Below are 25,650 nucleotides of genomic sequence, written 5' to 3'. Positions count from 1 at the left end.
TGCGGCAGCCCGTCGATGGTTGCGACGAACCTGGCGATCGTCGGGCTCAGACGAAGACGCCCTCGCCTAGAGCACTGACCATCCCCATGACCTTCCGCCACTCACCCTCGGCGAGGAGATCGATCGGCTTCTCATGTCCGAGCATGGGATTCGGAGAGAAGAGCCAGTCGTGTCCAGCCTGCGGCGTCAATACACCCGAGAGCTGCTCGAGCACCGCGATGACCTCAAGTGCCCGCCGACGGATTTCGGTCCGGGGCGCCGATCCGCCGTCAGCCAGCCAGCGTGCAACCGTGCGCGGGTTCGCGCCGACCAGGTATGCGATGTCGCCTTGGTCGAGGTCGGTCTGCGCTGCGGCGGCGCGAAGACGTTCAGGAAATGTCGCTGCAAATGTCATCTGGTTTGCCGCTCATTATGACAGGTCAAATGGATAGCTCACCCGAGCTGCTCACCTGTCGCCCGATCGTAGAAGCGGTGGCGGAGACAGTCTGGTCACCCACCGGACGCTCAGAACGCCCTGCCCGCCAGCGCGATCTGCGCCTCACCGGTGACCCACACCGGCGTCTGGGCATCCCCGTGCGAATAGTCGATCGCCCCGTCGGGCGCGATCAGCAAGCGCAGATAGGCAAGCGGTGAGACGGCGTCGTGGCGGTGAAGCGTGGCCGGTGAGATGCCCGCGCCGATCAGGCCACACACCGCAAAAGCGGTTGACTGGGCGTTTGAGGGGGCGCCGTCCCCGATCCCGAAGCCGCCGTCGCGGTTCTGTTGGGCGCGCAGGTAAGCGACCGCGCGCGCAAGCACGCGGCCGTAGCGACGGCGCACGAGCGGCTCGCCGAGTACCGCGAGCACCGCCCCGGTGTCATCCACGTCGCTTTGCCCGCCCGCGGTTGCGTAGTTGAAGCCGCCGTCCTTATCCTGCTGGCGCGCAAGCCAGGCGATCAGCCTGGCCGGCACCGCGGCGTGCGCGGCGTGGAGCGCGAGCGCCCCGAACGTGGTCAGGTTCGTGAGCCCCTCGATCGAGCCGTCGCGGGAGATCATGCGCTCGAGCCGCGCCACCAGGTCGGTGTGCGCGAAGCGCCGCGGGTTCTGCCCGGCGCCCGCGACCGCCATGATCGTGCGCTCCACCGAGCCCGGGTCGCGCGCGTCTCGCACCGTCTGCGCCAGATAGTGAAGGCCCGAGTGTTCCACCCGCCGTGCCGCCGGTGAGCGGCCGGAGGCCTCCACGGCCAGAAGCGCCCAGGCGCTGAACATCGACGAGGAGGGTTGACGGGCGGCCGCGCCCCAGCCGCCGCCCGGGTTCTGGGCGGACTCGAGGTAGGCAAGCGGCGAGCGCTGCCGGGTGCCCGACGCGCGCAGGTTGGCCGCGTGGGCGGGCGTGGCCGGCACGGCCACGCCCGCCCCCACGCTCAGCGCAACCACCACGGCGATCAACACCAGCCCGGCGCCGCTGCCCACAGGCGGCAGCCAGGTCACCTGGATGCGCGTGCGGAAGCGAGCGAGCATGCGGATCAGCGCCGGGCCGAACAGCATCGCGAAGCCGAAGCAGCCGGTCGCGTAGAGCAAGTCAAAGCCGATCCCCTGCCCGACATAGACCCCCAGCTGGGCGAGGCTGTGGCCGCTGTACATCACCCAGTCGCCAAAGTCCTGAAAGGCGGTGAAGGCAAACCCGAGCACGAAGCTCACCAACGCAAGCGGCGTGCGGCCGATCCGACGGTGCGTCAGCCGTGCGAGGATCGCGCCCGCAACCCCGGTCACCCCCCAGCCGGCCATCTGCCAGGGTGTCCACGGCCCCTGGCCGAAGAAGAAGTTAGAGGCGAGCGCCGCCACCGCCCCGACGACATAGCCGGGCGCGCCGCCGAGCGCGAAGCCGGAGATCAGCACAATGTCACCGGTCGGCTTGACGTTCGGGACCGCCGCGAAGGCGATCCGCCCGAGCGCGCCGAGCGCCGCCAGGCTGCCGACCAGGGCCACGATCCGTGCGTCCGGGCGGGTGCGCTCATACCAGGCGAACCCGGCCACCAGGCCGAGCGCCAGCACCAGCAGCGAGGCGAGCGGCCAGCTCAAGCGAGCACCCCCGCGTCGCCGCGCAAAAGGCCCACGGCCTCCCCTGGCAACAGGGCGCCGCCTGCGCCGCCGAGGATGCGCGCGGTTTCGGTGGCGAAGTAGGTGCCGCCTGAGAGCACGTCGCTGGGGCTGCCGTCGGCGATCACGCGCCCGTCTGCCAAGAGCACCACGCGCTGCGCGAAGGCGGCCACGAATTCCGGGTCGTGGGTGGCGATCAGAACCGCCGTGCCGAACTGCTCAAGCAGCGCCACGAGCGTGTCCTTGGCGGCGCGGTCCATGCCGCGCGTCGGCTCGTCCAGGCAGATCAGCGCCGGGCGCTCAGCCTCCTGCGGGTCGCCGAGCACAACCGCCAGCGCCAGGCGCTGGCGCTCCCCGCCGCTCAGATCGCGCGGGTGCCGGCGCTCGAGCCCGGCGAGCCCCACTGCCGCAAGCGCGCCCGCGCCGGCCTCCTGCTCGACGCGCTCGTGCACCAGGTAGTCACCAGGGTTCTGCAGCAGCAGCGCCACGCGGCCGGCGGCCTGCACGCGCCCGCGGGTCGGCTCCATCAGCGCCGCGGCATGGCGCAGCAGCGTCGACTTACCGGCGCCGTTTCGCCCCATCAGCGCCACCCGCTGCCCCGGCGTGAGCGTGAGATCGACGCCGCGCAGGATCGCCGGACCATCGCGCAGCTCGTGCCAGACGTTGGTCATCCGCAGCACCGCGCCGTCCTCGGAGCGCGCGAAGCGTCCCCGGAGGCGCCGCGCCCGCCTGGCCCCACCAACCTCGCGCTCAGACCCGCCGGCGGCGCGCTCGCTCGGGCCAAAGCCGCCCTCGCGCAGCGCCGCGCGCGCCCGTTTGACGCCGGGCACCGGCTCGAGACCGAGCCCGGCCAGCAGCGCCGCCCCCGGGGTCACGAGCGTCGGCGCTGCGTCGAGCGCCCAGGCGAGCATCCCCTGCGAGTCGCCGTCAAAGACAAGCCGGCCCGCGTCCATCACCAGCACCCGGTCGCAGGCGCCCAGACAGCGCTCCAGGCGCTGCTCGGCGAGCACCACCGTGACCTCGCCGTCCTCGTTGAGCCGCCGCAGCAGACCGATCAGCTCATCGCCAGCCACCGGGTCAAGCTGCGATGTCGGCTCGTCCAGACAGACGAGCGCCGGCCTGGCAACCAGCGTGGCGCCGAGCGCGACGCGCTGCAGCTCACCGCCGCTCAGCTCCTCGACCGGGCGGTCAAGCAGCGTCTCCATCGCCAGCGCGAGCGCCGTCTCCTCAACGGCCCTCGCCACCTCCGCCGCCGCCAGACCGTGGTTTTCGGCAGCGAACTCGAGCTCCGCCCGTGGGGTGCCGAGCACCACCTGGGTCTCCGGGTCCTGAAACAGCGAGCCGACGACCGCGGCAAGCTCGCCCGGACCATGCGCGCGGGTGCTCATGCCGCCCAGCTCGACCTCGCCGCCGAACGTGCCGCCATGGAAGTGCGGCACCAGACCCGCGAAGGTGCGCAGCAGCGTGCTCTTGCCGGAGCCAGAGAGCCCCGCCAGCACCACGAACTCACCGGGCTCGAGCTCCAGTGAGACGCTGTCAAGCGCCGGCCTGGCCGCCCCCGGGTAGGTGTAGGTGACCGCTGAGAGGGCTGCCAGGCTCACCGCTCGATCCCCCGGCGGTCGGCGAACGGCACAAGCGCCGCGAGCACGAGCACCACGGCGGCGCTGAGCGTGCGCGCGCCAGCGGGCGCGCGCAACAGCGGATAGGCGCTGAAGGCCCCCACGCCCGAGATGAGGGTGGCGATCGCCACGCCGCTGAGCACCAGGGCCGAGAACAGAAAGCCGATGTCGTGCCGGGACCAGCGGCGGTGCTCGCCGCCGCCCGGGTGTTTGCGCGCGGCACCGTAGCCACGCACCTCAAGCGTGGCGGCCACGTCGAGCGCGCGGTCAAGCACGCCCGCGGTGCTCGCCCGCAAGAGCGCGAGGCGCCCTGGCTGCCGGCCGCTGCGGCAGCGCTGGGCCTCGGCCAGGCGGTGCGCGTCGCGTGTGAGCACCGGCACCATGCGGGTTGCGACCGTGGCGCTCAGCGCCGAGCGAAAGGACAGCGAACGAAACAGCTTGAGGACCTCGTCGGGGTCGACCGTGGCCGAGTAGAGCGCCCCAACGCTGACCAGCACCACCGCCCGCAGGCCGAGCACCGCGCCGTACACGGTCGCCTCCAGGGTGACGTTGGTCTGGCCGAGCAGTGGCAGATCGCCAAAGCGCCAGATCACGGTCAGGCCGTTGCGGCTGACGAGTGCGTTGATCAGCATGATCGTTACGAGCATCGGCAGCGACCAGCGCAACGTGCGCGCAAGCGACCGGCCGACACCGGCGAGCACGCCGGCGCCGAGCGTGCAGACGAGCGTGGCGCCGAGTATGATCGGGTTTGGCTCGATCAGGCCGGCAAGCAGGAGCGCCGCGCACCAGCCCATCGCGATCACAGCGCGTGCCGCGTGCAGCGGACTCGCCCTGCGGTGGTAGCTCATGAGCTTGGATCGAGCGGCAGCGGGATGACCTGCGTGCCCTCAACGGCGACCGCGAAGTGGTCACGCAGCTTGGCAGCTGTGAACGCGCGGGCGGCCGCCAGCACACCCGCGTCGTCGGTGCCGGTCACAAACCAGGTCGGCTCGCCGTTTGCCGCCTTGCCGGTGGCGGCGATCAGGCCGACGTTGCCGTGCAGCGTGCGCACGATGTTGCCGTGCGGATCGTCGAGCTCGAGCGCCTGCCCATGGGTGCCGACGAACTGCGCGTAGACACCGCTGTAGTTTGGGCCCTGCTGGAGCAGCTGCGCGGCGATCAGCCCGGTCGCCTGGCTCCATGGGGCGACCACGACCCCCAGCGACTGCGCCCCGGAGGCGACGCCGAGCAGCTGGTCGGCTGCCTTGACTCCGTTTGCGTGCAGCGAGTTGCCGACCGTGTCGCAGGCCTTCTGCACACCGGTGCCGCAATCGAGCAGCGTCGGGAATTGTTTGCCGCCGATCCCGTTCTGGAACGGCTCCGGGTAGGAGCCGACTACCGCCGGCACGTTCTCGGCGCCACTCCAGTCCTGCAGGTCCCACCAGATGTGGTCGCCCTGGTTGACGTCGGTGACAGCGGCGCCCTTGGGCGCCTCGATGCCGTTGACGAAATAGAACCAGGCGCGGTGGGCGGAGTTGCCGCTGTGACCGTTGATCGAGTCGACAAAGCCGCCGCCGTAGCTGGTGGTGACCTTGAAGTGCCGCTCAAGCAGCGCCATCACCGTCTCGGAGCCGGGAACCCGCTTCTGGACGAAGCTGCCGTAGTGCGTTGCGCCGAAGTTGGCGGTGACCAGCACGCTCGCGTTCTTGGTGCCGGGACCGGCGCCAAGGCCGCACCCGGCCAGCAGGGCCGCACTGGCCACAGCGGCCAGCACGGCGGTGATGGACCGGGTGCGGCGCGCTCTCATGCCTTGGTCACCTTGAACAGCAGGCGCTCACCCGGGTGCAGCTTGATCTCGCAGGCGCCCTTGGAAGCGACCTTGCCGTTGACATAGATGCCCCAGTAGTAGTGCTTGCCGGTCTCGCTGAGACCCATGATGCTGGTGATGTAGTACTCGTGGTAACTCGCGTACCAAGAGCCACGCCAGTGGCCGTGGGTGGCGACGTTGAGCGCCCCCTGGGCGCTGTCGGCCGAGCACTTTCCGGGCGCGACATGGTCGCGGATGATCCATCCGTGCGGCGCCTTGATCCTGGTGGTCTTGAGCAGGGTCGTGGTACGTCCCTTGATCGTGACCTTGACGACAGGCGCCGACGCCTTTGCGCGCGGAGTCTTCGCCGTCGCGCTGGCCACCTGGGCTCCGGCAACGGCGATCACGGCACCAAGCGTTGCGACGCCGGTCCTGAACATGTGTCTGGTCTGCATGAGCCACCCCTTTCCACGAGGGCTTAGTCGGCTTTCTGGTCGGAGGTGGTCTCCTGGCTGACGGGCCTACCGACGACGCCTTCCCAACGCCGATCGGCGCCAGTGGCACTATCCATCGCCGTTCTTCCCGATCACAGTGGCGGGTCCGCGCCGGACTCTCACCGGCTTCCCATCACTACCGACCTTGAACGCAACGATCCTACCGTGATTAGACTGCGGCGGGGCGATGGTCAAGCTGACGCGCATCTACACACGCAAGGGCGACGGCGGCCAGACGCACCTGGGCGACATGAGCCGTGTGCCCAAGACGCACCCGCTGATCGATGCCTACGGCACGGTCGACGAGCTCAACTCCCAGATCGGCGTGGTGCTGACGCTCGCCGACCTGCCGGCGCTGCAGCGGCCGTGGCTCGCTCGTATCCAGAACGATCTCTTTGATGTCGGCGCGGACATCGCCACGCCAGATGACGGTGAGCGCGAGCGCCTGCGCGTGCTGCCAGCACAGACCGTCTGGCTCGAGCAGCGCTGCGACGAGGCCAACGCCGCGCTTGAGCCGCTGCGCTCGTTCGTGCTGCCGGGTGGCACGCCGGCCGCGGCGCACCTGCACGTCGCCCGCACCGTGTGCCGTCGGGCGGAGCGGCTGGTCGTTGCCTGTGGCGAGCAGGTCAGCCCGGAGGTGGTGCGCTACCTGAACCGGCTGTCGGACCTGCTTTTCATCCTCGCGCGCGCCGCAAGCGGCGGCGCCGAGCCGCTCTGGGAGCCGGGGCGCTACCGCGACTGAGCCGCTCAGCGCTGCTCAGAGCCGCGCGACGCTGATCTGTGGTGCGACGCCGGTGCGGTGCACGTGCTCGTAGAACTCGATGTCCTCGGGCGCGGCCACCTCAACCGCTGTCGCCGCCGAGACCTGCATGCGCACTGACTCATACAGCAGCGCCTGGTAGCTCGGAGCCCCGTCCGGCCGCCCCTCCACGTCGAGCGTGTGGGCGCCGATTGAGAGCTCGAGCCGCCGCGGGCCGACCAGGTGCTCGGCCTTCAGCTTCAACGGCTGGCCGGTGCCCTGGCCACCGACGCCTGCCAGCACGCTCGTGCGCTCGCGGGCGTGCAGCGCCGTCAGCGCGTGCACCAGGCGATCGAGGTTGCGTCCGTAAGGAGCGGGCACGATCGCGACCGGACCGGACGCGCTCTCCTCGCCCCGCAGGCGGCGGGCGAACGCGCCCACCAGGACAAAATCGATGTGTGCCTCAGCCAGCCAGCTGACCACCGCAACCGATGCGGTCGACAGGTGCTCGTACGGGGCGCCGGCCGGCGCCGGCGGGTCAACGATCTGCGGGGCGCGGTTTCGAAGCAGCATGTGAGAGGGGTTCGCGCCAGGCACGAAGACTCCTGCCGGCCCGCGAGCGATACGCTGCGCTCACAAGATGAGCTCACGGGACCAAGACCGCGAGGACGCTGCCCCTGAGCCGCGCAGACGCAGCTTCAACGAGGCCGCACACAAGCTGCCAAGCAGCGTGCCGACACAGCCCAGGCCGACCGGCGAGGAGGAGCACGAGGACGCGGCGGAGCTGAGCGCCGAGGCCGAGTCCCAGATCGACGTCATCGCTCACGCCAGCCGCGCGGTGCTGGCACTCGGCGCGCTCGGGGTTGTCTACGGCGATCTCGGCACCAGCCCGCTCTACACCGAACAGGTCACGTTCACGTTCCCCGCGGCCCATCACATCACCCCGACGGGCGTCTACGGTGTCATCTCGCTGATCTTCTGGGCGCTTGCGATCATCGTCTCGACCAAGTACGCGACCGTGATCATGCGCGCCCACAACCGCGGTGACGGCGGCATCATGGCGCTGGCCGCGCTCTGTCGCCGCCTGCGCGTACCGCGGGCCGCGATGCTTGTCACGCTCGGCATCCTGGGGGCCGCGCTGTTCTTCGGCGACGGCATGATCACGCCGGCGATCTCGGTGCTCTCGGCGGTCTCCGGGCTCGAGATCGCGACGCCGAGCGTCACAAGCCTGGTCGTACCGATCTCGATCGCGATCCTTGTTGTGCTGTTTCTGCTCCAGCGCCGCGGCACCGGTACGGTCGGCAAGCTCTTCGGTCCGGTGATGATGCTGTGGTTTGCCTCGATCGCGCTGATCGGCCTGCCCGAGGTGATCAAGCACCCGGCTGTCCTGCAGGCGATCGACCCCGTGTGGGGCGCGCGCTTCTTCCTTGACCATGGCCTCAAGGCGTTTCTCGCACTCGGCGGGGTGGTGCTCTGCACAACCGGCGCCGAGGCCCTGTACGCGGACCGCGGCCACTTCGGCCCCGGCCCGATCCGCCTGGCCTGGTTTGGCCTGGTCTGGCCGGCGGTGCTGATCAGCTACATGGGCCAGGCCGCCTGGATCATGGACCACCCGAAGGCGCCACTTGACGTGAGCAAGTTCAACCCGTTCTTCTCGGTGGTGCCCTCCTGGTTTCAGCTGCCGGAGGTGGTGCTCGCTACGGTGGCGACTGTGATCGCCTCCCAGGCGGTGATCTCCGGCTCCTACACGGTTGCGCGCCAGGCGATGCAGCTCGGCTACCTGCCCCGCCTGCGGGTGATCCACACCAGCGAGATGGAGGGACAGATCTACGTTCCGATCGTCAACTGGATGCTCGCCGCCGGCGTGGTGGCGCTGGTACTGATCTTCCAGAACTCAAACGGGCTGGCCAACGCGTACGGCTTTGCGGTGACCGGCACGTTCGTGCTCAACACGATCCTCTTCCTGTCGGTGGCGCGGGCGATGTGGCACACGCCGCGCTGGCGCCTGGCGCTGCTCGGGGTGCTGTTTTTGACAGTCGAGCTGGCCTTCTTCCTGGCAAACCTCGCCAAGCTGCTGCACGGCGCCTGGCTGCCGCTCGCGGCGGCGATCGCCACCTCCACCGTGATGCTGACCTGGCGCGCGGGCCAGGTGATCGTCACGCGCAACCGCAACGCCAAGGAGGGCGACCTGAACGAGTTCCTGGACGCGCTCGCGGACGCCAAGCCGCCGATTCACCGTGTGCCCGGCACGGCCGTGTTTCTGAACGCCAACGGCGAGACGACGCCGCTCGCGCTGCGCGGCCTGGTGGAACACACGCAGACGCTGCCGAGCAAGGTGCTGATCGTCTCGCTCGTCCCGCGCAACGTGCCGCATGTGCTCAGCAGCCGCCGGTTCGCCGCCAGACGGCTCGGGCACGGCCGCTGTCAGGTCCTGCACGTCGTGATCCGCAACGGCTACCGGGATCGCAACCGCATTCCTGACCTGCTGAAGCTGGCGCGCAAGCAGGGTGTGCTGGAGCGCAACCTGGATCTGGAAGGGGCCTCGTACTTCATCTCGCGCATCTCGATCCTCGAAACCGACGAGCGCGACATGGCCAGGTGGCGCAAGAAGCTCTTTCTGCTGATGGCGCGTAACGCCTCCAGCCCGATCGACCACTTTGGGCTGCCGGTCGAGCGCACCGTGGTGATGGGCTCGCAGGTCAGCATCTGACGCGGGCCGGCGTGCTTTGAGCCCCTGGCACATCGCCGCGATCTTCGCCGCCGGCATCGCCGCCGGCACGATCAACACGGTCGTGGGCAGCGGCACGCTGATCACCTTCCCGACGCTGCTCGCCTTCGGCTTCGCGCCGGTCACGGCCAACGTCTCAAACACCGTGGGCCTGGTACCCGGGTCACTTTCCGGGGCGGTCGGCTACCGCCGTGAACTCGACGGCCAGGGCGAGCGGGTGGTGACGCTCGCCCTGGCCGCCGCCTGCGGCGGCATTCTCGGCGCGATCCTGCTGCTGGTGCTGCCGGCCTCGGCCTTCAAGGCGATCGTGCCGTTCTTCATCGGCCTGGCGCTCGTGCTGATCCTGCTGCAGAAGCAGATCAACCGTGTGCTCGGCAAACACAGACGGGGAGCCGGTCAGAAGGTCAGCCCCGGCGCGCTCGCCGGCACGTTCCTGACCGGCATCTACGGCGGCTACTTCGGCGCCGCCCAGGGGATCCTGATGCTCTCGGTCCTCGGCCTGACGATCGACGACCGCCTGCAACGGCTCAACGCGGTGAAGGTCGTCACCGCGGGGGTCACGAACCTGATCGCGGGTGTCGTCTTCGTCTTCGCCGCCCACGTCGCCTGGGGGCCCGCGGGGCTCATCGCCGGCGGGTCGATCATCGGTGGCGTGCTCGGAGCCCGCTTCGGGCGGCGCCTGCCGCCGGCGGCGCTGCGCGCGCTGATCGTCCTGGTCGGGATCGTGGCGATCTGGCGCCTGGTGTGAGCTGCTCGTCGTAGCGGCGCTCAGTGCGCGACGAGCAGGATGACCACCACGACCACGAGGATCAGCATTGGCATGAGCGCCAGCGGCTTGACCTCTAGGTCGCGCAGATCGGCCCGCCAGGCGCGGAGCCGGCTGCCACCGGGGCGGCTTCGCAGCCAGCCGGCCCGCCAGGCGATATAGATCACGGCGAACAGGATGATGACGATGAACACCGCCGCGGAGGCCGTCTGCGGCCGCCCGCCGTGGACGGTGGCGATGAGGAGAGCGTCAGCGCTCAGCGACATTGGCTGGACTTTACGACCGAACGTCAGCGGAGCCGCTGGACGGGTGGCCGATTCTCAGGCGGCGGCGCTCATCTTCGCGGGCCTTCACACCGATGATCGCCGGTGCGACCGCGCGAGCATCGTGGTGCGACAGTCCGCGGGTATACCCTGACTTTCGGCGCCCTCACACGTAAGGGATAGAGTGATCGATGGAGGTCGAGGCGATGCCAACCCCCGGGCGACCGGGACCAAGCGTGATACCGGCACGCCTGATGAGCGACGAGCAGCTCGCCCTCGCGGTCGAGGCCGGTCGCGAAGCCGCCTTCGCGACCATCTTTCGCCGCCATCACCAGCAGCTCTACCGCTACTGCCGTTCACTGGTGGGCAACGACGAGGACGCACAGGATGCCCTGCAGACCAGCCTGACCAACGCGCTGTTGGCGCTGCGGGCCGGTCGGCGCAATGCGCCGCTGCGCCCATGGTTGTTCCGGATCGCCCACAACGAGTCGCTCAGCCTGCTGCGCTCCCGCCGGGCTCAGGTCGAGCTGCCCGAGGAGCTGGCCGCTGCCAGTGCCAGCACGGAGCTGGTCGAGACACGCGAGCGCTTCAGGACCCTGATAGGCGACCTGCAGGAGCTCGCCGAAGCGCAGCGCACAGCGCTGGTGTTGCGCGAGCTGTCCGGGCTCTCACACGAGGAGATCGGTGAAGTGCTCGGAATCTCGCCAGGCGCTGCCAAGCAGACGATCCTCGAGGCACGGCGCTCGCTGCAGGAGTTCGCCGAGGGCCGGCGCTGGGACTGCGCGCATGTGCAGGAACTGCTCTCAGCCGGGGACCGCCGCACGCTGCGCGGCCTGCGGGTCAAGGCGCATCTGCGGGCCTGCCCGGCCTGCTCGGACTTCGCCCAGGCGATCTCAGAGCGTCGGGCGCAGATGCTGGCGCTGTGGCCTGTACTGCCTGCGGCCGCAGCGACCGGCCTGCTGACCAAGCTCACCGGCACAGCCTCCTCGCATGCCGGCGGCGGACTCGGCGGCGTGAGCGCGAGCGCCGCCGTCAAAGGCCTCGGCGCAAGTGTGCCGCTGAAGGCCGCGGCGGTCGGCCTGGTCGCGGCCGCCGGGCTGACAACCGGAGCGCTCACCGTGCTTCACCACAGCCAGCCGCCGCCACGCCCGGCGCCCGCTCGCGCCCTGCACACGGGCCAGACAGGCGGGTCACCCGCGTCTCGAGGGCGGAGCAGCTCGGGACCGGCGCCGCACAGCGCCGCACCCACAGCCGTGAGAGCGCTCGCCGGGCCACGGCAGACCCGCATCCGCGTGCGCATCACCGGAGCGGGAGGCCACGGCCAGGGCGTCGGCTCCCGTGGGCCTGGGCAGGGCAGCCACGCCAACCCGGGACCACAAGGAGGTGCACCTGCGTCAGGGCAGCACGGCCACGCACCCCAGCAGCCGACGTCTCGTCCCGCAGGCGCCGGGGGCGCAAGCGCCCATGGTCAGCACCGCCGCTCCGCACCGTCTCCAGCGCACGTCCGCACGCACAGGCACCACCGGCACCGCGCGCACCGCCGGAAGCGGACACCAACCACGCATCGAGCGGCCGGCGGACGCCACGGCACAACGACCCAGCCCACAACTCCAACCCCAGCTTCCGGATCCCAGACCAGTGGCGGACAGGCCACGAACGGCCACGGCTCCGCCACCGCAGCACCCGGCTCAAACTCGAACGGCAAGAACGGGACATCTACACCCTGACTTTCAGCCACGGCGAGCGTTCTTCAGGCAACAACCCACAAACGACGGCAGGCCGCGCCGGACGCGCAGGACCTGAGACACGACACAAACCCAAGGAGGAGCAATGCAGCTCAAAAGGATTTTGACCGCCGCAAGCGTCGCAGCAGTGATCGCCGCGACCCCTGCGGTCGCGCTGGCCGGGTCGCCCGGAAAGTCCAGCAACGCCCCCGGACACCAGAAGACCACCACGTCGCAGAGCGCGACGACCACAACTCCGCCCACCAAGGCCTACGGCAAGGACTGCCTGGCCGCGGGCACGAGCAAGAAGCACGTCGCCGGCATGCGTGGCACGCCCTTCAGCGCTTGCGTGCTTGCCGCCGAGAAGGCTGCCCACGACGCGAAGATGAGCGCCCGCGTGGCATGCAAGGCCGATAGCAGAAAGCACGTCGCCGGCACTCCCGGCACGCCCTTCTCGCAGTGCGTATCGGCGATCGGCAAGATGCGCGCCGCGCAGCACAAGTCTCAGCACTCCTGAGTCACGCCAGGGTCGCATGACAGCGTCGAGCCTGGGTCCGCGGCTAGCCCGCCGGACCCGGGCTCGACGCGCTTCGCGACCTGACCGCACACCGGCCATCGACGCCGGAGCCTCGGGCTAAGCTGGCCTGGTGACATCGCAGCCGAGCACCGCGCAGAGCGCTCACGAGCACCGCTGGCTGATCCTCGGCATCTGCTGCATGAGCCTGTTGATCGTCGGGATCGACACGACCATCGTCAACGTCGCGCTGCCGTCCATCCAGCGCTCGCTGCACGCGCCGCTGTCAGGGCTGCAGTGGATCGTTGACGCCTACACGCTGGTGCTAGCGAGCTTCCTGATGCTCGGCGGCTCAACCGCCGACCGCCTCGGGCGCCGACGTGTCTTTCAGACCGGCCTTGTCATCTTCGTCCTTGGTTCGGCGATCTGCGCGGCGGCACCGAGCCTGGGTGTGCTGGTCGGAGCCCGCGCCTTTCAGGCGCTCGGCGGCGCGATGCTGAACCCGGTCGCGCTATCGATCGTGCGCAACGTCTTTGAGGACCCGCGTGAGCGTGCTCGTGCGGTTGGGATCTGGGGCGCCGCGTTCGGCATCAGTCTCGGGCTGGGCCCCGTGGTCGGTGGCGTCCTGGTCACGACCGCCGGGTGGCGCTACGTGTTCCTCGTGAACCTGCCGGTCGGGCTGCTCGCGATCCTGCTGACCGCGATCTTCGTGCCTGAATCGCGCGCTCAGCACGCCCGGCGCATCGACCCGGTCGGCCAGGCACTCGTGATCGTGGGACTCGCCACGCTCACCTACGCGATCATCGAGGGGCAGTCAGACGGCTGGGGCTCACCAACGATCATCGGGCTCTTCGTGGTCGCCGCCGCCGCGTTCGTGGCACTGGTCCGGTACGAGCTGCACCGGACCGAGCCGCTGGTGGAGATCCGCTTTTTTGCGAGCATCCCGTTCAGCGGTGCCGCGCTGAGCGCGATCTTCGCGTTCGCGGCCTACGGCGCGTTTCTGTTCGTCAACACCCTCTATCTGCAGGAGGCACGTGGCTTCTCCGCGCTGCGCGCCGGCCTCTACACGCTGCCGCTGGCGGTCTCTACGATCATCTTCGCGCCGCTCACCGGCCGCCTGATCGCGTCGATGGGCACCCGCCGACCGCTGATGGTCGCCTCCATCGCTTTGGCCTGCGGCACGCTGCTGATGACCGGACTGAGCCCCCACACGCCGACCTGGCTTCTGATGGTCGCCTACGTTGTCTTCGGTAGCGGCCTTGGGCTGGTCAACCCACCGATCACCAACACCGCCATCTCGGGCATGCCACCGGCGCAGGCCGGGGTGGCCGGGGCGATCGCCGCGTCAAGCAGGCAGGTCGGCTCGACTGTGGGTATCGCTGTGGTCGGGGCGATCGTCGGCGGTGGGAGCACGAGTTTCGGGCCCCGCTTCGCGGAGGCAAGCCACCCCGGGTGGTGGATGATGTTCGGGCTTGCAGTCGCGCTCCTGATCGTGGGCGCGCTGACCACCACGCCGCGCGCGCTCGCGACCGCAAGCGCCACGGCCGCGCGGCTGGAGCTTGAACCCGAGGGCGCCGTCGGCTGACCCCAGCGCGGGCCCGCTCAGACGGCGGCCAAGGCGCCGACGGAGGCCCCCCGGCTCGCATCCGGCTGTCTCAGACGGTTGGACGGTTTCCCGTGTCGCGCCAGGACACCCTCGGAGCCGTCCAGCACGACTTGCGCTAACCGCCCCACGCCCCCATTTCACCGCGCGGACACGAGCTTTGTGCATTCCGCGCGCTCCAGTCGCCCGAGATGCACAAAACTCCCCAATCCCAAGAGCTTTGGGGGCTGGCGGCCGCTCGTCGCGGCGGTTGCACAGCCAGATCCCCAGCCAAGTGCCGAGCACCGCGATTCCCCTGTCGCCCCGTCAACGGCAACCCGCAAGCGGTCCACGGCTGGCAAGCTAACCGGTGTGAGCACCGGTATCGCAACCGCGTTCGCGCCCGGCCGCGTCAACCTGATCGGCGAGCACACCGATTACAACGACGGCCTCGCGCTGGCGTTTGCGGTGCGCACCGGCGTAACCGTGTGCGCGGCCGGCGGGACCGGTGAGCAGCTCGAGGTGATCGCCCACGACCTCGGCGAGCGCGACAGCTTCTCCCGCGACGCGCCGACTCCGGCCGACGGTTGGCGGGCCTACGTGCGCGGCGCCGTCGCCGAGCTCCAGGACCAGGGGTATCGTCCGTCCGCCACCCGCCTGGAGATCACAAGCGACCTCCCCGCCGGCGCGGGGATGTCCTCGTCGGCGGCGCTCACACTCGCCGTCTGTCTGGCGCTGATCGAGCTGGACGGCGAGCAGCCGCCAGCCGCCACCGAGCTGGCGCGCATCTGCCAGCGCGTCGAAGCGCGCTGGGCCGGCGCCGAGACCGGGCTGCTCGATCAGCTCGCGTCGCTCTGCGGCAGCGCAGACCACGTGCTGCTGATCGATTTCCTGACGCTTGAGGTTCAGACGCTCGCCTTTGACCTGCGGGGCTTCAGGCTGGTTCTGCTGCCAACCGGCCCGGCGCGCACGAACGCCGGCTCCGGCTACAACCAGCGCCGAGCCGAATGCCGGGAGGCCGCGCACCGGATGCGTGTTGAGAGTCTTCGTGATGCGACGATCCAGGATCTGCACATGCTGCCTGACGCGCTCGCCCGCCGGGCCCGGCACGTGATCAGCGAAAACGGCCGCGTGCTGGCCGCCACAAGGGCGCTTCGCGATGGGGACCTGGCGGCGCTCGGAGAGCTGCTTGACCGCTCCCACGCAAGCCTGCGCGACGACTTTGAGGTCTCGACCGACACGGTCGAGACGGCGGTCGCAGAGCTGAAGGCGGCGGGCGCCGTCGGCGCCAGGCTGATGGGCGGCGGCTTCGGCGGCAGCGTGCTTGCGCTGATGGCACCGGGCACGGTCGCGCCCGCTGGCGCGACCGTGGTCTCCCCCGGTCCCGGCGCCCGCGTGATCTCATGAGTTGCGTCGCGCACTAGTCTGGAAGCGTGCTCGAGGTCACGGGTCTCGCGGTTGGCTTTGGTGAGGAGCAGACGCTCGAACGGGTGGATCTGCGCGTGAACGCCGGTGAGATCGTCGCGCTCGCCGGCGAGCCGGGTGCCGGCAAGACGGCGCTCGTACGCTGCCTGAGCGGGGATCTGCAGCCAAGCTCAGGCACGATCCGGGTCGACGGCAGAGTGCTGTCCACCGGCCTGCGAGCCGCGGAGCACCACGGGATCGCAGTGGTCTGGCAGGATCTCGCGCTGTGCGAGACGCTGGACGTCGCCGGCAACCTGCTGCTCGGCCTCGAGTCGAGCGCGCAGACGCTATCCACCAACCGCTTCTACGCGCGTGCCGCCGGCATCCTCGCGGACCTCGGCCTCACCTCGCTGGCGGTGGCGGCGCCGGCAAGCTCGCTGAGCGGCAGCCAGCGCGGACTGCTGGCGTTGGCGATGGCCTTGGCACGAGCGCCGAGGATCCTGCTGCTGGATGAGCCGACGGCGGCGATGGGCGCCTCGGAGACCGCCGAGCTCGAGCAACTCCTGGCGCGCAAGCGTGACGAGGGCCTGGCGGTGCTTTTGGCCACTCGCGACATCGACCAGATGTTCCGGCTGGCCGACCGCATCGTCGTGCTCCGGCAGGGCCGCACGCAGGATGAGCTTGACCCCCAGGACTCACACCCCGACGATGTCGCCGCGCTCCTGGCCGGTGGGAGCGTGGACGGCTCCGCGCGCCGTCAGCTGATCCGTCTGCACGGCCTTGCCGACAGCCTCGCGGTGGCTGATCCGAGCTCCGGGCTGGCGCTCATCGTCTCGGCGCTCGCTGCCGCGCTGAACCTGGAGCGCAGCAGCATCAGCGTGGTTCGCGCCGACACCGCCCAAACGCCGGCCGAGCGCGTGATCGTGGACGGCCCCAACTGGCTCGTGCCGGTGACCGGACCTGCCGGCACGAGCGCGCTGATCACGATCAGACGCGAGCAGCACGCGCCGCCCTCGCGCGATGAGCTCGACCTGCTCGGTCTCTACGCTGGCTATACCGCCGCCGCCCTGGAGCGTCAGGAGGCGGAGGCCGCGCAGCTTGAGGCGGAGGCCCTGCGACGCTCGCGCGAGCTGCAGCGACAGTTCCTGTCGCGGCTGAGCCACGAGCTGCGCACACCGCTGACCGCGATCCGCGGTTACGCCTCGAGCCTGCTCGCCCCCGACATCGTCTGGGACGAGGAGTCTCAGCAACGGTTCCTGGAGACGATCGCCAGCGAGTCGGCGCGGCTTGGCCGCCTGGTCGAGGATCTGCTCGACTTCTCTGCGATCGACTCCGGTGTGATGCGTATGCAGCTTGACTGGTGCCAGCCGGAATTGGTCATAGACGCCGCCATCGCCTGCCTGCCGGACGCATGGCGCGAGCGTGTGGTGGTCGGCCAGCAGGCGGGCCTGCCACCGATCTGGGCCGACCACGACCGACTCGAGCAGGTGTTCGTGAACCTGCTGAGCAACGCTCTACGCCACAACGACGACAACGCCCGGGTGACGGTCACAAGCGCCCAGCGCAGCGACGGCAGCATCGAGCTGCTGGTCAGCGACAACGGCGCCGGTCTGCCTCCCGAGCTACGTCGATCGCCATTTGATTCCACACGCAGGCAACGGTCGGCCACGGCGGGCGCGGGTCTTGGCCTGTCGATCACGCGCGGGATCGTGGCCGCACACGGCGGCCACATCGAGCTGCTCGACACCAACGTCGGTGCCACCTTCCGGATCGTGCTGCCGCTGGAAGCACCGCTTCCGGCCGACTCCGCCAGCCGACCGGTCGAAGAAGACGAGATGGCGAGCGCCAGTGCATGAGGGCGCTTCAAGAACGCGCGTCTTGCTGGTCGAGGATGACCCCAACATCGTCGACCTGATCCGCGCAAACCTTTCGGTGCGCGGCTACGACACCCTGGTCTGCGCCGACGCTGACCTCGCGCTGCGCCTGCTCGAAACCGAGGCACCCGACATGGTGCTGCTTGATCTCATGCTGCCGGACGCTGACGGCATGGAACTCTGCCGCCAGATCCGAGAGCGCTCGGCGGTGGCGGTGATCGTCGTCTCGGCGCGCGGCGGTGAGCGAGACAAGGTCACGGCGCTCAACATGGGCGCCGACGACTACATGACCAAGCCCTTCAGCGTCGAGGAGCTGCTGGCGCGCATCACCGCCACCCTGCGCCGCACGCGCGTGCCTCCCACACCGGAGTCAACGGCGCTGACGATCGCCGCCGGTGACGTGGTGATCGACCTGGGCCGTCAACAGGTGACGCGCGGCGGCGAGGCGATCCACCTCACCCCCACGGAGTTCGCGCTGCTGCGCGAGCTCGCGACCAACCGCGGCAAGCTCCTGACCCACGCACACCTGCTGCGCCACGTTTGGGGACCGGCGTACCAGACAGAAACCGAATATCTGCGCGTCTACATCAGGCGCCTGCGCTCGAAGCTCGGCGATGACGGGGCGCAGCTGATCCTCACGGCGCCGCGCGCCGGATACCGGTTCGCGCCGGATTGAGAGGCTTTGAGCCCAAACGGCGGGCTCTCGCGCAACACATACATACCGTTAACGCCGTTTTTATGCGAACGCAGCTTTTGTTCATGCCTCGTTCACGACCCGGGGTCTACGCTCGTGAATTGATAGGGGAGCGGCATAACCAAGCTTGTCGTCTCCCAGGAGAGAGGACCTAGGAGGTACTCGTGAACTTGCTGCGTTACAGCAAGCTTGGGATTGTTTCGTGCACGCTCGCTGCGAGCGTCGGCGTGGCCGGCCTCGCCGCCACCGCAGACGCCAAGGCCACCGGCCACAAGGCGTCCGTGTCGGTCAATTCCTTCAACAACAGCTTCACCGCGATGAGGAGCCTGAAGGCGCTCGCGGCGGAGGGCAAGGGCAAGATCGCAGAGATCCTGCCAGACACCACCAGCTCGACGCGTTACGTCGAGTTCGACGCGCCGGACTTCTTGAAGGCGGCCGCCGCGGCCGGACTGCCAAAGTCCGACTACATCACGCAGAACGGCAACGGTTCTGACACGACGTTCATGACCGACGTCAAGTCGGACATCAGCAACGGCGCGAAGGTCCTGCTGATCGACCCGGAGGACCCGGGCACAGGCATCGCCGCGATGAGGTACGCCGCGCAGCATGGCGTCCACGTCATCCAGTACGACCGCCTCAGCGTCGCCAAGGGCGCGCCGAACGACCCGTACGTGTCGTTCAACAACGTCACGGTCGGCAAGCTCATCGGCAAGGGCTTCGTGTCCTGCACCAAGAGCTGGCTGAAGGGCAAGGAGCCGAAGTTCATCGAGATGCACGGCGCCGCGACCGACAACAACGCGACGCTTTTCGCTCAGGGCTACAACAGCATCCTCAACCCGCTCGTCAAGCACGGCAAGATGAAGAGGCTGTTTGAGACGGCTGACACCTGGAACCCGACCTCGCCGCCGCCGGACGCGCTCAGCGAGTTCAAGGCCGCCTACAGCGAGCTGGTTTCCAAGGGCACGCCGCCCAACTCGGCCGTGATCCCCAATGACGAGACCGGCGCGCCGATCATCTCGTACCTGCAGAGCCAGGGTGTCAAGCCCTACACGTTCCCGACAACCGGTCAGGACGCCACGCTCACGGGTCTGGACAACGTTCTGTCCGGCTACCAGTGCGGCACGGTTTACAAGCCGGTCTACAAGGAGGCCCAGGCGGCCGTCACGCTGGCGCTCTACATGCGCGCCGGCAAGAAGCCACCCAAGAGCCTGCTGAACACCACGACGCTTGACCCGATCACCAAGGCCCACGTGCCGTCGGTGCTCCTGGTCCCGACGTGGGTCACCCCGCAGAACATGAAGAGCACGATCGTCAAGGACAACTTCGTGCCCGTCAAGCAGCTCTGCGCCGGTACCTACGCGAAGGACTGCAGGCGCTACGGGATCAAGTAGTTCCGCTGAGCAGTTGACTGCTGGGATAATGCCCGCTCACCGAATTCGGTGGGCGGGCATCCCGCCCTTTTCAGGTTCCTGCAACAACGAGCACTGGCAAAACTCACATGACGACAACTGAAGGCGATGTGGCGCTGCTCTCGCTGCGCGGCGTGAAGAAGCACTTCGGCCCGGTGCAGGCCCTGAGCGACGTCACCCTCGACATCCCGGCTGGCAAGGTGACCGCCCTGGCCGGCGACAACGGTGCCGGCAAGTCGGTGACGATCAAGACAATCGCCGGACTCTGGGCGCCCGACGGCGGCGAGATCCTCTGGGAGGGCCGGCCGGTCCACCTGGGCGGGCCGCGCGATGCCGAGGCGCTCGGCATCAAGACGATCTACCAGGACCTCGCGCTGTGCGAGAACCTGGACATCGTGCAGAACATGTTCCTCGGCCACGAGCCGCTCGCGCACAGGCTGCTCGACGAGGATGCGATGGAGAGCAAGGCACGCGAGACCCTCAACGAACTGCGCGTCACCACCGTACGCTCGATCCGCCAGCCGGTCGCATCGCTCTCCGGGGGCCAGCGCCAGTCGGTCGCGGTCGCCAAGGCGGTGATGGCCAACGCCAAGCTCGTGATCATGGACGAGCCCACAGCGGCGTTGGGTGTGAGCCAGACCCGCATGGTGCTCGAGCTGATCAAGCGGCTGGCGGCCGGCGGCGTCGGTGTGATGCTCGTCTCCCACAACCTGAACGATGTCTTCGAGGTGGCCGACCGCATCGCGGTCATGTATCTGGGTCGTCTCGTCGTGCAGGGGCCCGCGTCAGAGTTCACGCCACAGACCGCCGTCGAGTACATGACGACCGGTACCGCCAAGCATGCGGCGCAGGCCGCCTGAGCGCACGCGCGACAGACCCGACCTTCCGAAAGTGAGCTTTTAGTGACCACCGAGCAGACCGAGGCCACCCCCGACGAGGGCTCCGCCTCTGCACTCAGCGAGACCGAGCTGGCGGCCATGGCGCCAGAGGTGCTCGCCGACTCCCTGAGCGAGTACCTGCTTGCCATGTGGCGGCGGGTCAAGGGCGGCGAGAGCGGCATGCTGCCGATCATCCTCGGCCTGGTGGCGATCGTCATCTTCTTTCAGATCGAGCGCTCCTCCTTCCTGACCAACGGGAACCTCGTCAACCTCTTTGAGGAAGCCGCGATCTACGTCGTGCTCGGTGCCGCCGAGACCTTCGTGCTGCTGCTCTCAGAGATCGACCTCAGCCTCGGCTACGGCGCCGGCGTCGGCGCGTTCGTGATCGCCGAGATGATCGCCCCGCCGATCAACTTCCCCTGGTGGCTGGGGATTCTGATCGGCGTTGCGGTAGTGGCCTTCCTGGGCCTGATCCAGGGGACCTTGATAACCAGACTCGGGCTGCCTTCGTTCATCGTGACGCTCGGCGGCCAGCTCGCCTTCCTCGGCGTCATGGAGCTGATCGCAAACGCCGATCCGACGGCGGTTGGCGGCTCGATCCAGATCTCTCCGAGCAGCCCGGTTTACAAGCTCGTGCTGGACAACATGAGCCCTGCCCTCGGCTGGATCGTGCTCGCCGTCTGTCTTATCCTATTCGGCGGGCTGAGACTCTATCGCGGCCGATCCAGACGTGCGCGCGGCCTGCACGCCGAGCCGCTCGGCGTGACGCTTTTGACGATCGCGATGGTCACCGTCGCCGGCGTGCTCTTTGTATACGTGTGCAACAACAACCGCAGCCCGCTGGCGGTGGTGAGGGGCGTCCCGTGGGTGATCCCGTTCGTGCTCGTGATCATTTTCGCCTACTCCTGGCTGCTGTCACGCACACGCACCGGCCGCTACATCTATGCGGTCGGCAACAACCCCGAGGCGGCCCGTCGCGCCGGTATCAAGGTTGAGCGGATCGTGATCTTCGCATTCGTGATGGCGGGAGCGACGGCGGCGCTCGCCGGTCTCATCTACGAGTCCACCCAGAGCTCGATGGCAACGGACATCGACGGTGGTCAGCTCGTGCTGTTCGCGGTCGCGGCGGCGGTGATCGGCGGCACCGCGCTGTTCGGTGGCCGCGGACGCATGGTCAACGCGCTGCTTGGCGGCCTGATCATCGCCGTGGTCTATGACGGCCTGGCGCTGATGGGGGTCGCAGTCGCGGTCGAGAACATCGCCACCGCACTCGTCCTGATCGCCGCGGTCGCGCTCGACTCGGTCGTGCGGCGCCGCTCGCGAACGCGCTGAGCCAACCCCGGTCGGCGCCACACGGTGCCGACCGGGCCCACCGCGACGCACCGGCTCGCAAAACCCGCCATCCTTGTCGGGCGAGGGCCGTCTGAACGTCAAGGAGTTAGGTTTATGTCTGAGCACGACGCCGCGGAAGACGCGCTCGAACGGCTGGAGTGGAACGACGCGCGTCGCGGCCACCCTTCACGCGCCCTCCAGCTGACCCGTCGCGGAGCGCTCACCGGTGCCGCCGCCGGGCTGGCGGCGACGATGCTCGACGCGTGCGGCTCCAGCGCCGCGCTCGCGTCGGCCAAGAGTCCCAAGACGCAGACCGCGAACGGCAGTGCCGCTGCGCTCTACGGGATCAGCGGCGGCTACCGCTTCAGCTTCGTCAGCCACGCGCTCAACAACATCTTCTTCACGCCGACGATCAACGGCATCCAGGACGCGTGTGCGCTGCTCGGCTGCAGCTATGACTGGGTTGGCTCCAACAACAGCAGCGTTGCAGCGGTTGCGCAGGCGATCAACGGTGCCGTCAGCGCGGCCGTGGACGGTATCGCCACGACGATGATCTCACCGGCCCTGGCCGCACCTGTGGCGGCGGCGATGGACGCCGGCATACCGGTCCTCACCTACAACGCCGACGACCCAACCAGCCAACGGCTCGCCTACGTTGGCCAGGACCTGCTCGCCAGCGGACGCGCCATGGGTGCCCAGATCCGGCGTCTGGTCCCCCCTGGCTCGCGGATCGTTGTCTTCATCTGCACGCCGGGCCTCGCAAACGTCGCGCCGCGTCTGGCGGGGATCGAGCAGGCGCTCCACGGCAGCGGCATCGCGGTCCTCTCGCAGGCCTCGGGCGCCTCAGTCAACCAGGAGCAAACGACCATCGACGCCTTCGTCGGCGCGCATCTCGACAATTACGCCGGTTACTTCGGCGTTGATGCCGGCAGCACGATGGCGATCGCGCTGGCGATCGAGAACAACGGGCTGCGCGGTCAGGTCCATGGCGGCGGCTTTGACCTGACACCCGACACCGAACGCCTGCTCGCCGACGGCACGATCCAGTTCACGATCGACCAGCAACCGTACCTGCAGGGCTTTCTGCCGACCCTGCAGCTCTTCCTGTATCGCGCCAGCCAGCGGCTGAGCGGCCCAGCCGACGTCGATACAGGAATCCGCATCCTCGACCGGCACACGATCAGGCCGTATGCGACGACCAGCAGCCGCTACGCCGGCACCGCCACCAACGTCGGCGTGCAGAAGGCGTGAGGACCCAGGGCGCTCACCAGCGCCCGTGCACGTGCTCCCGCACCAGGCTGTCGTAGATCTGGGCGACCCCGTCGAGCTGGGCGCGCGTGAGCGGCGCAAGCGCCGCCGCCGCCGCGTTGGCACGCGCCTGCTCGGGGTTGCGGGCGCCGGGAATCACGGTGCTCACACCGGGCTGATCGAGCACCCAGCGCAGCGCAAACGCCGCCATGCTCACCCCCGGGTCGACGAGCTCGCGCAGCCGCCGAACGGCCTCGAGTCCAACCTCGTAGGGCACGCCAGAGAACGTCTCACCCACATCGAAGGCCTCACCGGCACGGTTGTAGCTGCGATGGTCCTCGGGCGCGAACTTCGTAGTTGTGTCGTAGCGGCCGGCCAACAGCCCCGAGGCCAGCGGCACGCGGGCAATGATCCCGACACCGGCGGCCGCTGCCGCGGGCAGCACGCGCTCGAGCGGCTTGAGCCTGAAGCAGTTGAGGATGATCTGCACGGTCGCCACATGCGGCCGCGCAATCGCTGAGAGCGCCTGGTCGCAGGTCTCGACCGAGACCCCATAGGCGGCCATCACGCCCTGCTCGACCAGCTCGTCCAGCGCCGCAAAGACCGCATCACTCGCATACACGGAGTCCGGTGGGCAGTGCAGCTGCACGAGGTCGAGCCGCTCCATCCCCAGGTTCTCGCGCGAACGGAGGGTCCAGGCCTCAAAGTTCGCGCGCGAGTAGTTCTCGAGCAGCTGCTCGGCGCGACGGCCCATCTTGGTCGCCACGAACAGCCCGGGGTGCGCTGCGCGCAGCGCACCGTTGAAGCGCTCGCTGCGCCCGTCACCGTAGACGTCGGCTGTGTCAAAGAAGGTGATGCCGGCCGCCACCGCCGCCTCCAGCGTGTCGGTGGCGGCCTGCGGGTCAACCGTCCCCCAGTCGCCGCCAAGCTGCCAGGTTCCCAGGCCGACCGCGCTCACCGCGCGACCCAGGCGTCCGATCGTCCGTTGCTCCATGGGTAATGTTGCTCCTCGTCTGTGGCGCGGGCACTCAGCGCCCGACCGTCCTGATCATCTCGTCGCAGAGCTCCGGCAGCCGGCCGATCGCGCTGCGCACGTCCGCAAGTCCGGCCCGCAACGGCTGATCTCCCACCTCAACCGGCAAAAGTGTGTCCTGCAGCTCGGCCAGCATCTGGTCGGCGTCGCTGATCGCGTCGGCGGCGTGCTCAAGCGACGCCCGCGGCCCCTCGGGCGCCGGAACCGTAACCGCCGGAACCTCGGCGGCAACCAGCTTCGTGCGCTGAGCAAACTCGCTGCGGGTGCGGTTCAGCTGTCCGTAGGCACCCTGTAACGGGCGAAACAGACGCTGCTCCATCAGCTCCGCCGTCTGCTCGTCCAGATGCTCGTAGGCCTCCCCAAGCGCCGTTATCGCACGCGCAAGCTCGGCTGCCGCCTGCGCGGTGTCCTCGAGGATCTGCGTGCGTCCCTCATGTGTGGTGTAGGCCATGGATGCAGTGTGCCCTAAGCGTCGGCCGGTAGTCGCTGTTCACGCAGAACCGCCGCCAGGATGCCGTTGACAAAGCCGGGAGCGTCGGTGCCGCAGAACTCCTTGGCGGTCTGTACAGCCTCGTCGATCGCCCCCTCAGCCGGGATCGCGTGCTCGCCGGGCACGAGCTCGGGCCTGGTCATCTCAAGCAGCGCGACGCGCAGGATCGCTCGTTCAAGCGGCGCGATCCGCGCGAGTGTCCAGCCGCTCGCGTGCCGCGAGATGAGTGCGTCAAGCTCGTCCTGGTGACCCACAACCTCGGTTGCGAGCACGCGCGTGAACTGATGCGTGTCTCGCTCGAACGTCGTCTCGAGCGGCCTGCCCAGCAGATCGCTCTGGTAAAGCGCCCAGACGGCCGCACGACGCTGCTGCGTCCGACGCGCCATCAGGCGCGCGACACGTAGGCACCCGTACGGGTGTCGACGCGCACGACCTCGCCGATGTTGACAAACAGCGGCACCTGGATCTGCGCCCCGGTCTCAAGCGTCGCGGGCTTGGTGCCCCCACCCGAGGCGGTGTTGCCGCGCACCCCGGGCTCGGTCTCCGTGACCTTCAGGTCAACGGCACTCGGCAGCTGCACGTCGGCGGCCTTGCCGTCGATGTAGAGCACCTCAACCTCGTCTGAGTCCTTCATCCAGCGCAGCGGGTCGGCCAGCGTGGTCTCCGGGATCGTGAGCTGCTCGTAGGTCTCTGTGTCCATGAAGTGCGCGTCGCTGCCGTCGCGGTAGAGGAACTGCATGTTGCGCACCTCCGTGCGCACCGGCCTGAACTTCTCCCCGGCGCGGAACGTGCGGTCAATCACGTTGCCGTCGCTGGCGCGGCGCAGCTTCGTGCGCACGAACGCCCCGCCCTTGCCGGGTTTGACGTGCTGGAACTCCATGATTTTGTAGATCGTGCCCTCGACGTCGATGTGAGAGCCATTGCGAAACTCGTTTGTGCTGATCATGCGAGCGCCGAGTGTAGAGGTAGCGGGGACCCCTGCCCGCCGCCGCCG

The 25,650-nt window shown here is 69.0% G+C and carries 25 protein-coding genes and 1 riboswitch; of the genes, 13 read left to right on the top strand and 12 right to left on the bottom strand.

Annotated features, from left to right (window positions below; all coding sequences use genetic code 11):
* Window positions 1-46: 46 nt before the first annotated feature.
* The 6 genes from M3M54_RS03545 to M3M54_RS03520 form a co-directional block, all read right to left on the bottom strand.
* Window positions 47-394 (bottom strand): antitoxin Xre/MbcA/ParS toxin-binding domain-containing protein, encoded by a 348-nt coding sequence (locus M3M54_RS03545; RefSeq protein ID WP_249020807.1) that lies wholly within the window; start codon window positions 392-394, stop codon window positions 47-49.
* 110 nt (window positions 395-504) lie between these two features.
* Complete coding sequence (locus tag M3M54_RS03540; RefSeq protein WP_249020806.1) at window positions 505-2,061, bottom strand: terpene cyclase/mutase family protein; 1,557 nt, start codon at window positions 2,059-2,061, stop codon at window positions 505-507.
* On the bottom strand, window positions 2,058-3,680 hold the full coding sequence (locus tag M3M54_RS03535) for an ABC transporter ATP-binding protein (protein ID WP_249020805.1): 1,623 nt from the start codon (window positions 3,678-3,680) through the stop codon (window positions 2,058-2,060). Before M3M54_RS03535 ends, M3M54_RS03540 begins: the two co-directional genes overlap by 4 nt.
* Window positions 3,677-4,546, bottom strand: a complete 870-nt coding sequence (locus M3M54_RS03530; protein WP_249020804.1) for an energy-coupling factor transporter transmembrane protein EcfT — start codon at window positions 4,544-4,546, stop codon at window positions 3,677-3,679. The genes M3M54_RS03535 and M3M54_RS03530 overlap by 4 nt, the downstream gene beginning before the upstream one ends.
* The gene (locus M3M54_RS03525) at window positions 4,543-5,484 is read right to left on the bottom strand and encodes a DUF4430 domain-containing protein (protein ID WP_249020803.1); all 942 of its coding nucleotides are present in this window, start codon (window positions 5,482-5,484) and stop codon (window positions 4,543-4,545) included. Before M3M54_RS03525 ends, M3M54_RS03530 begins: the two co-directional genes overlap by 4 nt.
* Window positions 5,481-5,939, bottom strand: a complete 459-nt coding sequence (locus M3M54_RS03520) for a DUF4430 domain-containing protein (RefSeq protein WP_249020802.1) — start codon at window positions 5,937-5,939, stop codon at window positions 5,481-5,483. Before M3M54_RS03520 ends, M3M54_RS03525 begins: the two co-directional genes overlap by 4 nt.
* Window positions 5,940-5,964: 25 nt before the next feature.
* Window positions 5,965-6,158, bottom strand: a riboswitch (cobalamin riboswitch).
* Window positions 6,159-6,165: 7 nt separating this feature from the next.
* Between M3M54_RS03520 and M3M54_RS03515 the strand changes: the two genes are divergently transcribed.
* Window positions 6,166-6,720: a cob(I)yrinic acid a,c-diamide adenosyltransferase gene (locus M3M54_RS03515; RefSeq protein ID WP_249020801.1), complete on the top strand. Its 555-nt coding sequence runs from the start codon at window positions 6,166-6,168 to the stop codon at window positions 6,718-6,720.
* Window positions 6,721-6,735: 15 nt separating this feature from the next.
* On the opposite strand, the gene M3M54_RS03510 is transcribed toward M3M54_RS03515, so the two are convergent.
* Window positions 6,736-7,290: a hypothetical protein gene (locus M3M54_RS03510; RefSeq protein ID WP_249020800.1), complete on the bottom strand. Its 555-nt coding sequence runs from the start codon at window positions 7,288-7,290 to the stop codon at window positions 6,736-6,738.
* Window positions 7,291-7,357: 67 nt separating this feature from the next.
* Between M3M54_RS03510 and M3M54_RS03505 the strand changes: the two genes are divergently transcribed.
* A complete protein-coding gene (locus tag M3M54_RS03505; protein WP_249020799.1) occupies window positions 7,358-9,427 on the top strand; it encodes a potassium transporter Kup in 2,070 nt (689 codons plus the stop codon).
* A gap of 16 nt (window positions 9,428-9,443) precedes the next feature.
* The gene (locus M3M54_RS03500; protein WP_249020798.1) at window positions 9,444-10,193 is read left to right on the top strand and encodes a sulfite exporter TauE/SafE family protein; all 750 of its coding nucleotides are present in this window, start codon (window positions 9,444-9,446) and stop codon (window positions 10,191-10,193) included.
* A gap of 20 nt (window positions 10,194-10,213) precedes the next feature.
* On the opposite strand, the gene M3M54_RS03495 is transcribed toward M3M54_RS03500, so the two are convergent.
* A complete protein-coding gene (locus M3M54_RS03495) occupies window positions 10,214-10,477 on the bottom strand; it encodes a hypothetical protein (protein WP_249020797.1) in 264 nt (87 codons plus the stop codon).
* Between the two features lie 188 nt (window positions 10,478-10,665).
* On the opposite strand from M3M54_RS03495, the gene M3M54_RS03490 reads away from it, so the two are divergent.
* The 10 genes from M3M54_RS03490 (at window position 10,666) to M3M54_RS03445 (ending at window position 23,136) form a co-directional block, all read left to right on the top strand.
* A complete protein-coding gene (locus M3M54_RS03490; RefSeq protein WP_249020796.1) occupies window positions 10,666-12,201 on the top strand; it encodes an RNA polymerase sigma factor in 1,536 nt (511 codons plus the stop codon).
* Window positions 12,202-12,304: 103 nt separating this feature from the next.
* Window positions 12,305-12,715 carry a hypothetical protein gene (locus M3M54_RS03485; protein WP_249020795.1) on the top strand — a complete coding sequence of 137 codons (411 nt, stop codon included), beginning with the start codon at window positions 12,305-12,307 and terminating at the stop codon, window positions 12,713-12,715.
* A gap of 130 nt (window positions 12,716-12,845) precedes the next feature.
* The gene (locus M3M54_RS03480; RefSeq protein WP_249020794.1) at window positions 12,846-14,297 is read left to right on the top strand and encodes an MFS transporter; all 1,452 of its coding nucleotides are present in this window, start codon (window positions 12,846-12,848) and stop codon (window positions 14,295-14,297) included.
* A 369-nt stretch (window positions 14,298-14,666) separates the two neighbouring features.
* Window positions 14,667-15,701 (top strand): galactokinase, encoded by a 1,035-nt coding sequence (gene galK / locus M3M54_RS03475; protein ID WP_249020793.1) that lies wholly within the window; start codon window positions 14,667-14,669, stop codon window positions 15,699-15,701.
* A gap of 26 nt (window positions 15,702-15,727) precedes the next feature.
* Entirely contained in the window at window positions 15,728-17,554 is a 1,827-nt protein-coding gene (locus tag M3M54_RS03470) for an ATP-binding cassette domain-containing protein (RefSeq protein ID WP_249020792.1), read from the top strand.
* Window positions 17,547-18,248 (top strand): response regulator transcription factor, encoded by a 702-nt coding sequence (locus M3M54_RS03465; RefSeq protein ID WP_249020791.1) that lies wholly within the window; start codon window positions 17,547-17,549, stop codon window positions 18,246-18,248. Before M3M54_RS03470 ends, M3M54_RS03465 begins: the two co-directional genes overlap by 8 nt.
* A gap of 182 nt (window positions 18,249-18,430) precedes the next feature.
* Window positions 18,431-19,657, top strand: coding sequence for a sugar ABC transporter substrate-binding protein (locus M3M54_RS03460; protein ID WP_249020790.1), 1,227 nt, complete (start codon window positions 18,431-18,433; stop codon window positions 19,655-19,657).
* Between the two features lie 107 nt (window positions 19,658-19,764).
* Window positions 19,765-20,535: an ATP-binding cassette domain-containing protein gene (locus M3M54_RS03455; protein ID WP_249020789.1), complete on the top strand. Its 771-nt coding sequence runs from the start codon at window positions 19,765-19,767 to the stop codon at window positions 20,533-20,535.
* 42 nt (window positions 20,536-20,577) lie between these two features.
* Window positions 20,578-21,885 carry a sugar ABC transporter permease gene (locus M3M54_RS03450; RefSeq protein WP_249020788.1) on the top strand — a complete coding sequence of 436 codons (1,308 nt, stop codon included), beginning with the start codon at window positions 20,578-20,580 and terminating at the stop codon, window positions 21,883-21,885.
* 114 nt (window positions 21,886-21,999) lie between these two features.
* Entirely contained in the window at window positions 22,000-23,136 is a 1,137-nt protein-coding gene (locus M3M54_RS03445) for a substrate-binding domain-containing protein (RefSeq protein WP_249020787.1), read from the top strand.
* A gap of 13 nt (window positions 23,137-23,149) precedes the next feature.
* On the opposite strand, the gene M3M54_RS03440 is transcribed toward M3M54_RS03445, so the two are convergent.
* From M3M54_RS03440 to efp, 4 genes are read right to left on the bottom strand one after another with little or no spacing between them, the layout of a single operon-like run.
* Window positions 23,150-24,127: an aldo/keto reductase gene (locus tag M3M54_RS03440; protein ID WP_249020786.1), complete on the bottom strand. Its 978-nt coding sequence runs from the start codon at window positions 24,125-24,127 to the stop codon at window positions 23,150-23,152.
* Window positions 24,128-24,161: 34 nt separating this feature from the next.
* On the bottom strand, window positions 24,162-24,617 hold the full coding sequence (locus tag M3M54_RS03435) for a hypothetical protein (protein WP_249020785.1): 456 nt from the start codon (window positions 24,615-24,617) through the stop codon (window positions 24,162-24,164).
* 14 nt (window positions 24,618-24,631) lie between these two features.
* The gene (nusB, locus tag M3M54_RS03430) at window positions 24,632-25,042 is read right to left on the bottom strand and encodes a transcription antitermination factor NusB (RefSeq protein ID WP_249020784.1); all 411 of its coding nucleotides are present in this window, start codon (window positions 25,040-25,042) and stop codon (window positions 24,632-24,634) included.
* Window positions 25,042-25,602, bottom strand: a complete 561-nt coding sequence (efp, locus tag M3M54_RS03425) for an elongation factor P (RefSeq protein ID WP_249020783.1) — start codon at window positions 25,600-25,602, stop codon at window positions 25,042-25,044. Before efp ends, nusB begins: the two co-directional genes overlap by 1 nt.
* Between the last annotated feature and the right edge of the window lie 48 nt (window positions 25,603-25,650).

This window comes from Conexibacter sp. S30A1, assembly GCF_023330665.1.
Taxonomy (GTDB): Bacteria; Actinomycetota; Thermoleophilia; order Solirubrobacterales; family Solirubrobacteraceae; genus Palsa-465.
This window is presented reverse-complemented; position numbering and strand designations above follow the sequence as displayed.

Coding starts and splice junctions, on each gene's coding strand:
- M3M54_RS03495 (WP_249020797.1), bottom strand. CDS start 10,477: ATGTCGCTGAGCGCTGACGCTCTCCTCATCGCCACCGTCCACGGCGGG.
- M3M54_RS03525 (WP_249020803.1), bottom strand. CDS start 5,484: ATGAGAGCGCGCCGCACCCGGTCCATCACCGCCGTGCTGGCCGCTGTG.
- efp (WP_249020783.1), bottom strand. CDS start 25,602: ATGATCAGCACAAACGAGTTTCGCAATGGCTCTCACATCGACGTCGAG.
- M3M54_RS03545 (WP_249020807.1), bottom strand. CDS start 394: ATGACATTTGCAGCGACATTTCCTGAACGTCTTCGCGCCGCCGCAGCG.
- M3M54_RS03530 (WP_249020804.1), bottom strand. CDS start 4,546: ATGAGCTACCACCGCAGGGCGAGTCCGCTGCACGCGGCACGCGCTGTG.
- M3M54_RS03485 (WP_249020795.1), top strand. CDS start 12,305: ATGCAGCTCAAAAGGATTTTGACCGCCGCAAGCGTCGCAGCAGTGATC.
- M3M54_RS03445 (WP_249020787.1), top strand. CDS start 22,000: ATGTCTGAGCACGACGCCGCGGAAGACGCGCTCGAACGGCTGGAGTGG.
- M3M54_RS03435 (WP_249020785.1), bottom strand. CDS start 24,617: ATGGCCTACACCACACATGAGGGACGCACGCAGATCCTCGAGGACACC.
- M3M54_RS03510 (WP_249020800.1), bottom strand. CDS start 7,290: ATGCTGCTTCGAAACCGCGCCCCGCAGATCGTTGACCCGCCGGCGCCG.
- M3M54_RS03520 (WP_249020802.1), bottom strand. CDS start 5,939: ATGCAGACCAGACACATGTTCAGGACCGGCGTCGCAACGCTTGGTGCC.
- M3M54_RS03455 (WP_249020789.1), top strand. CDS start 19,765: ATGACGACAACTGAAGGCGATGTGGCGCTGCTCTCGCTGCGCGGCGTG.
- M3M54_RS03505 (WP_249020799.1), top strand. CDS start 7,358: ATGAGCTCACGGGACCAAGACCGCGAGGACGCTGCCCCTGAGCCGCGC.
- M3M54_RS03490 (WP_249020796.1), top strand. CDS start 10,666: ATGGAGGTCGAGGCGATGCCAACCCCCGGGCGACCGGGACCAAGCGTG.
- M3M54_RS03440 (WP_249020786.1), bottom strand. CDS start 24,127: ATGGAGCAACGGACGATCGGACGCCTGGGTCGCGCGGTGAGCGCGGTC.
- nusB (WP_249020784.1), bottom strand. CDS start 25,042: ATGGCGCGTCGGACGCAGCAGCGTCGTGCGGCCGTCTGGGCGCTTTAC.
- M3M54_RS03515 (WP_249020801.1), top strand. CDS start 6,166: ATGGTCAAGCTGACGCGCATCTACACACGCAAGGGCGACGGCGGCCAG.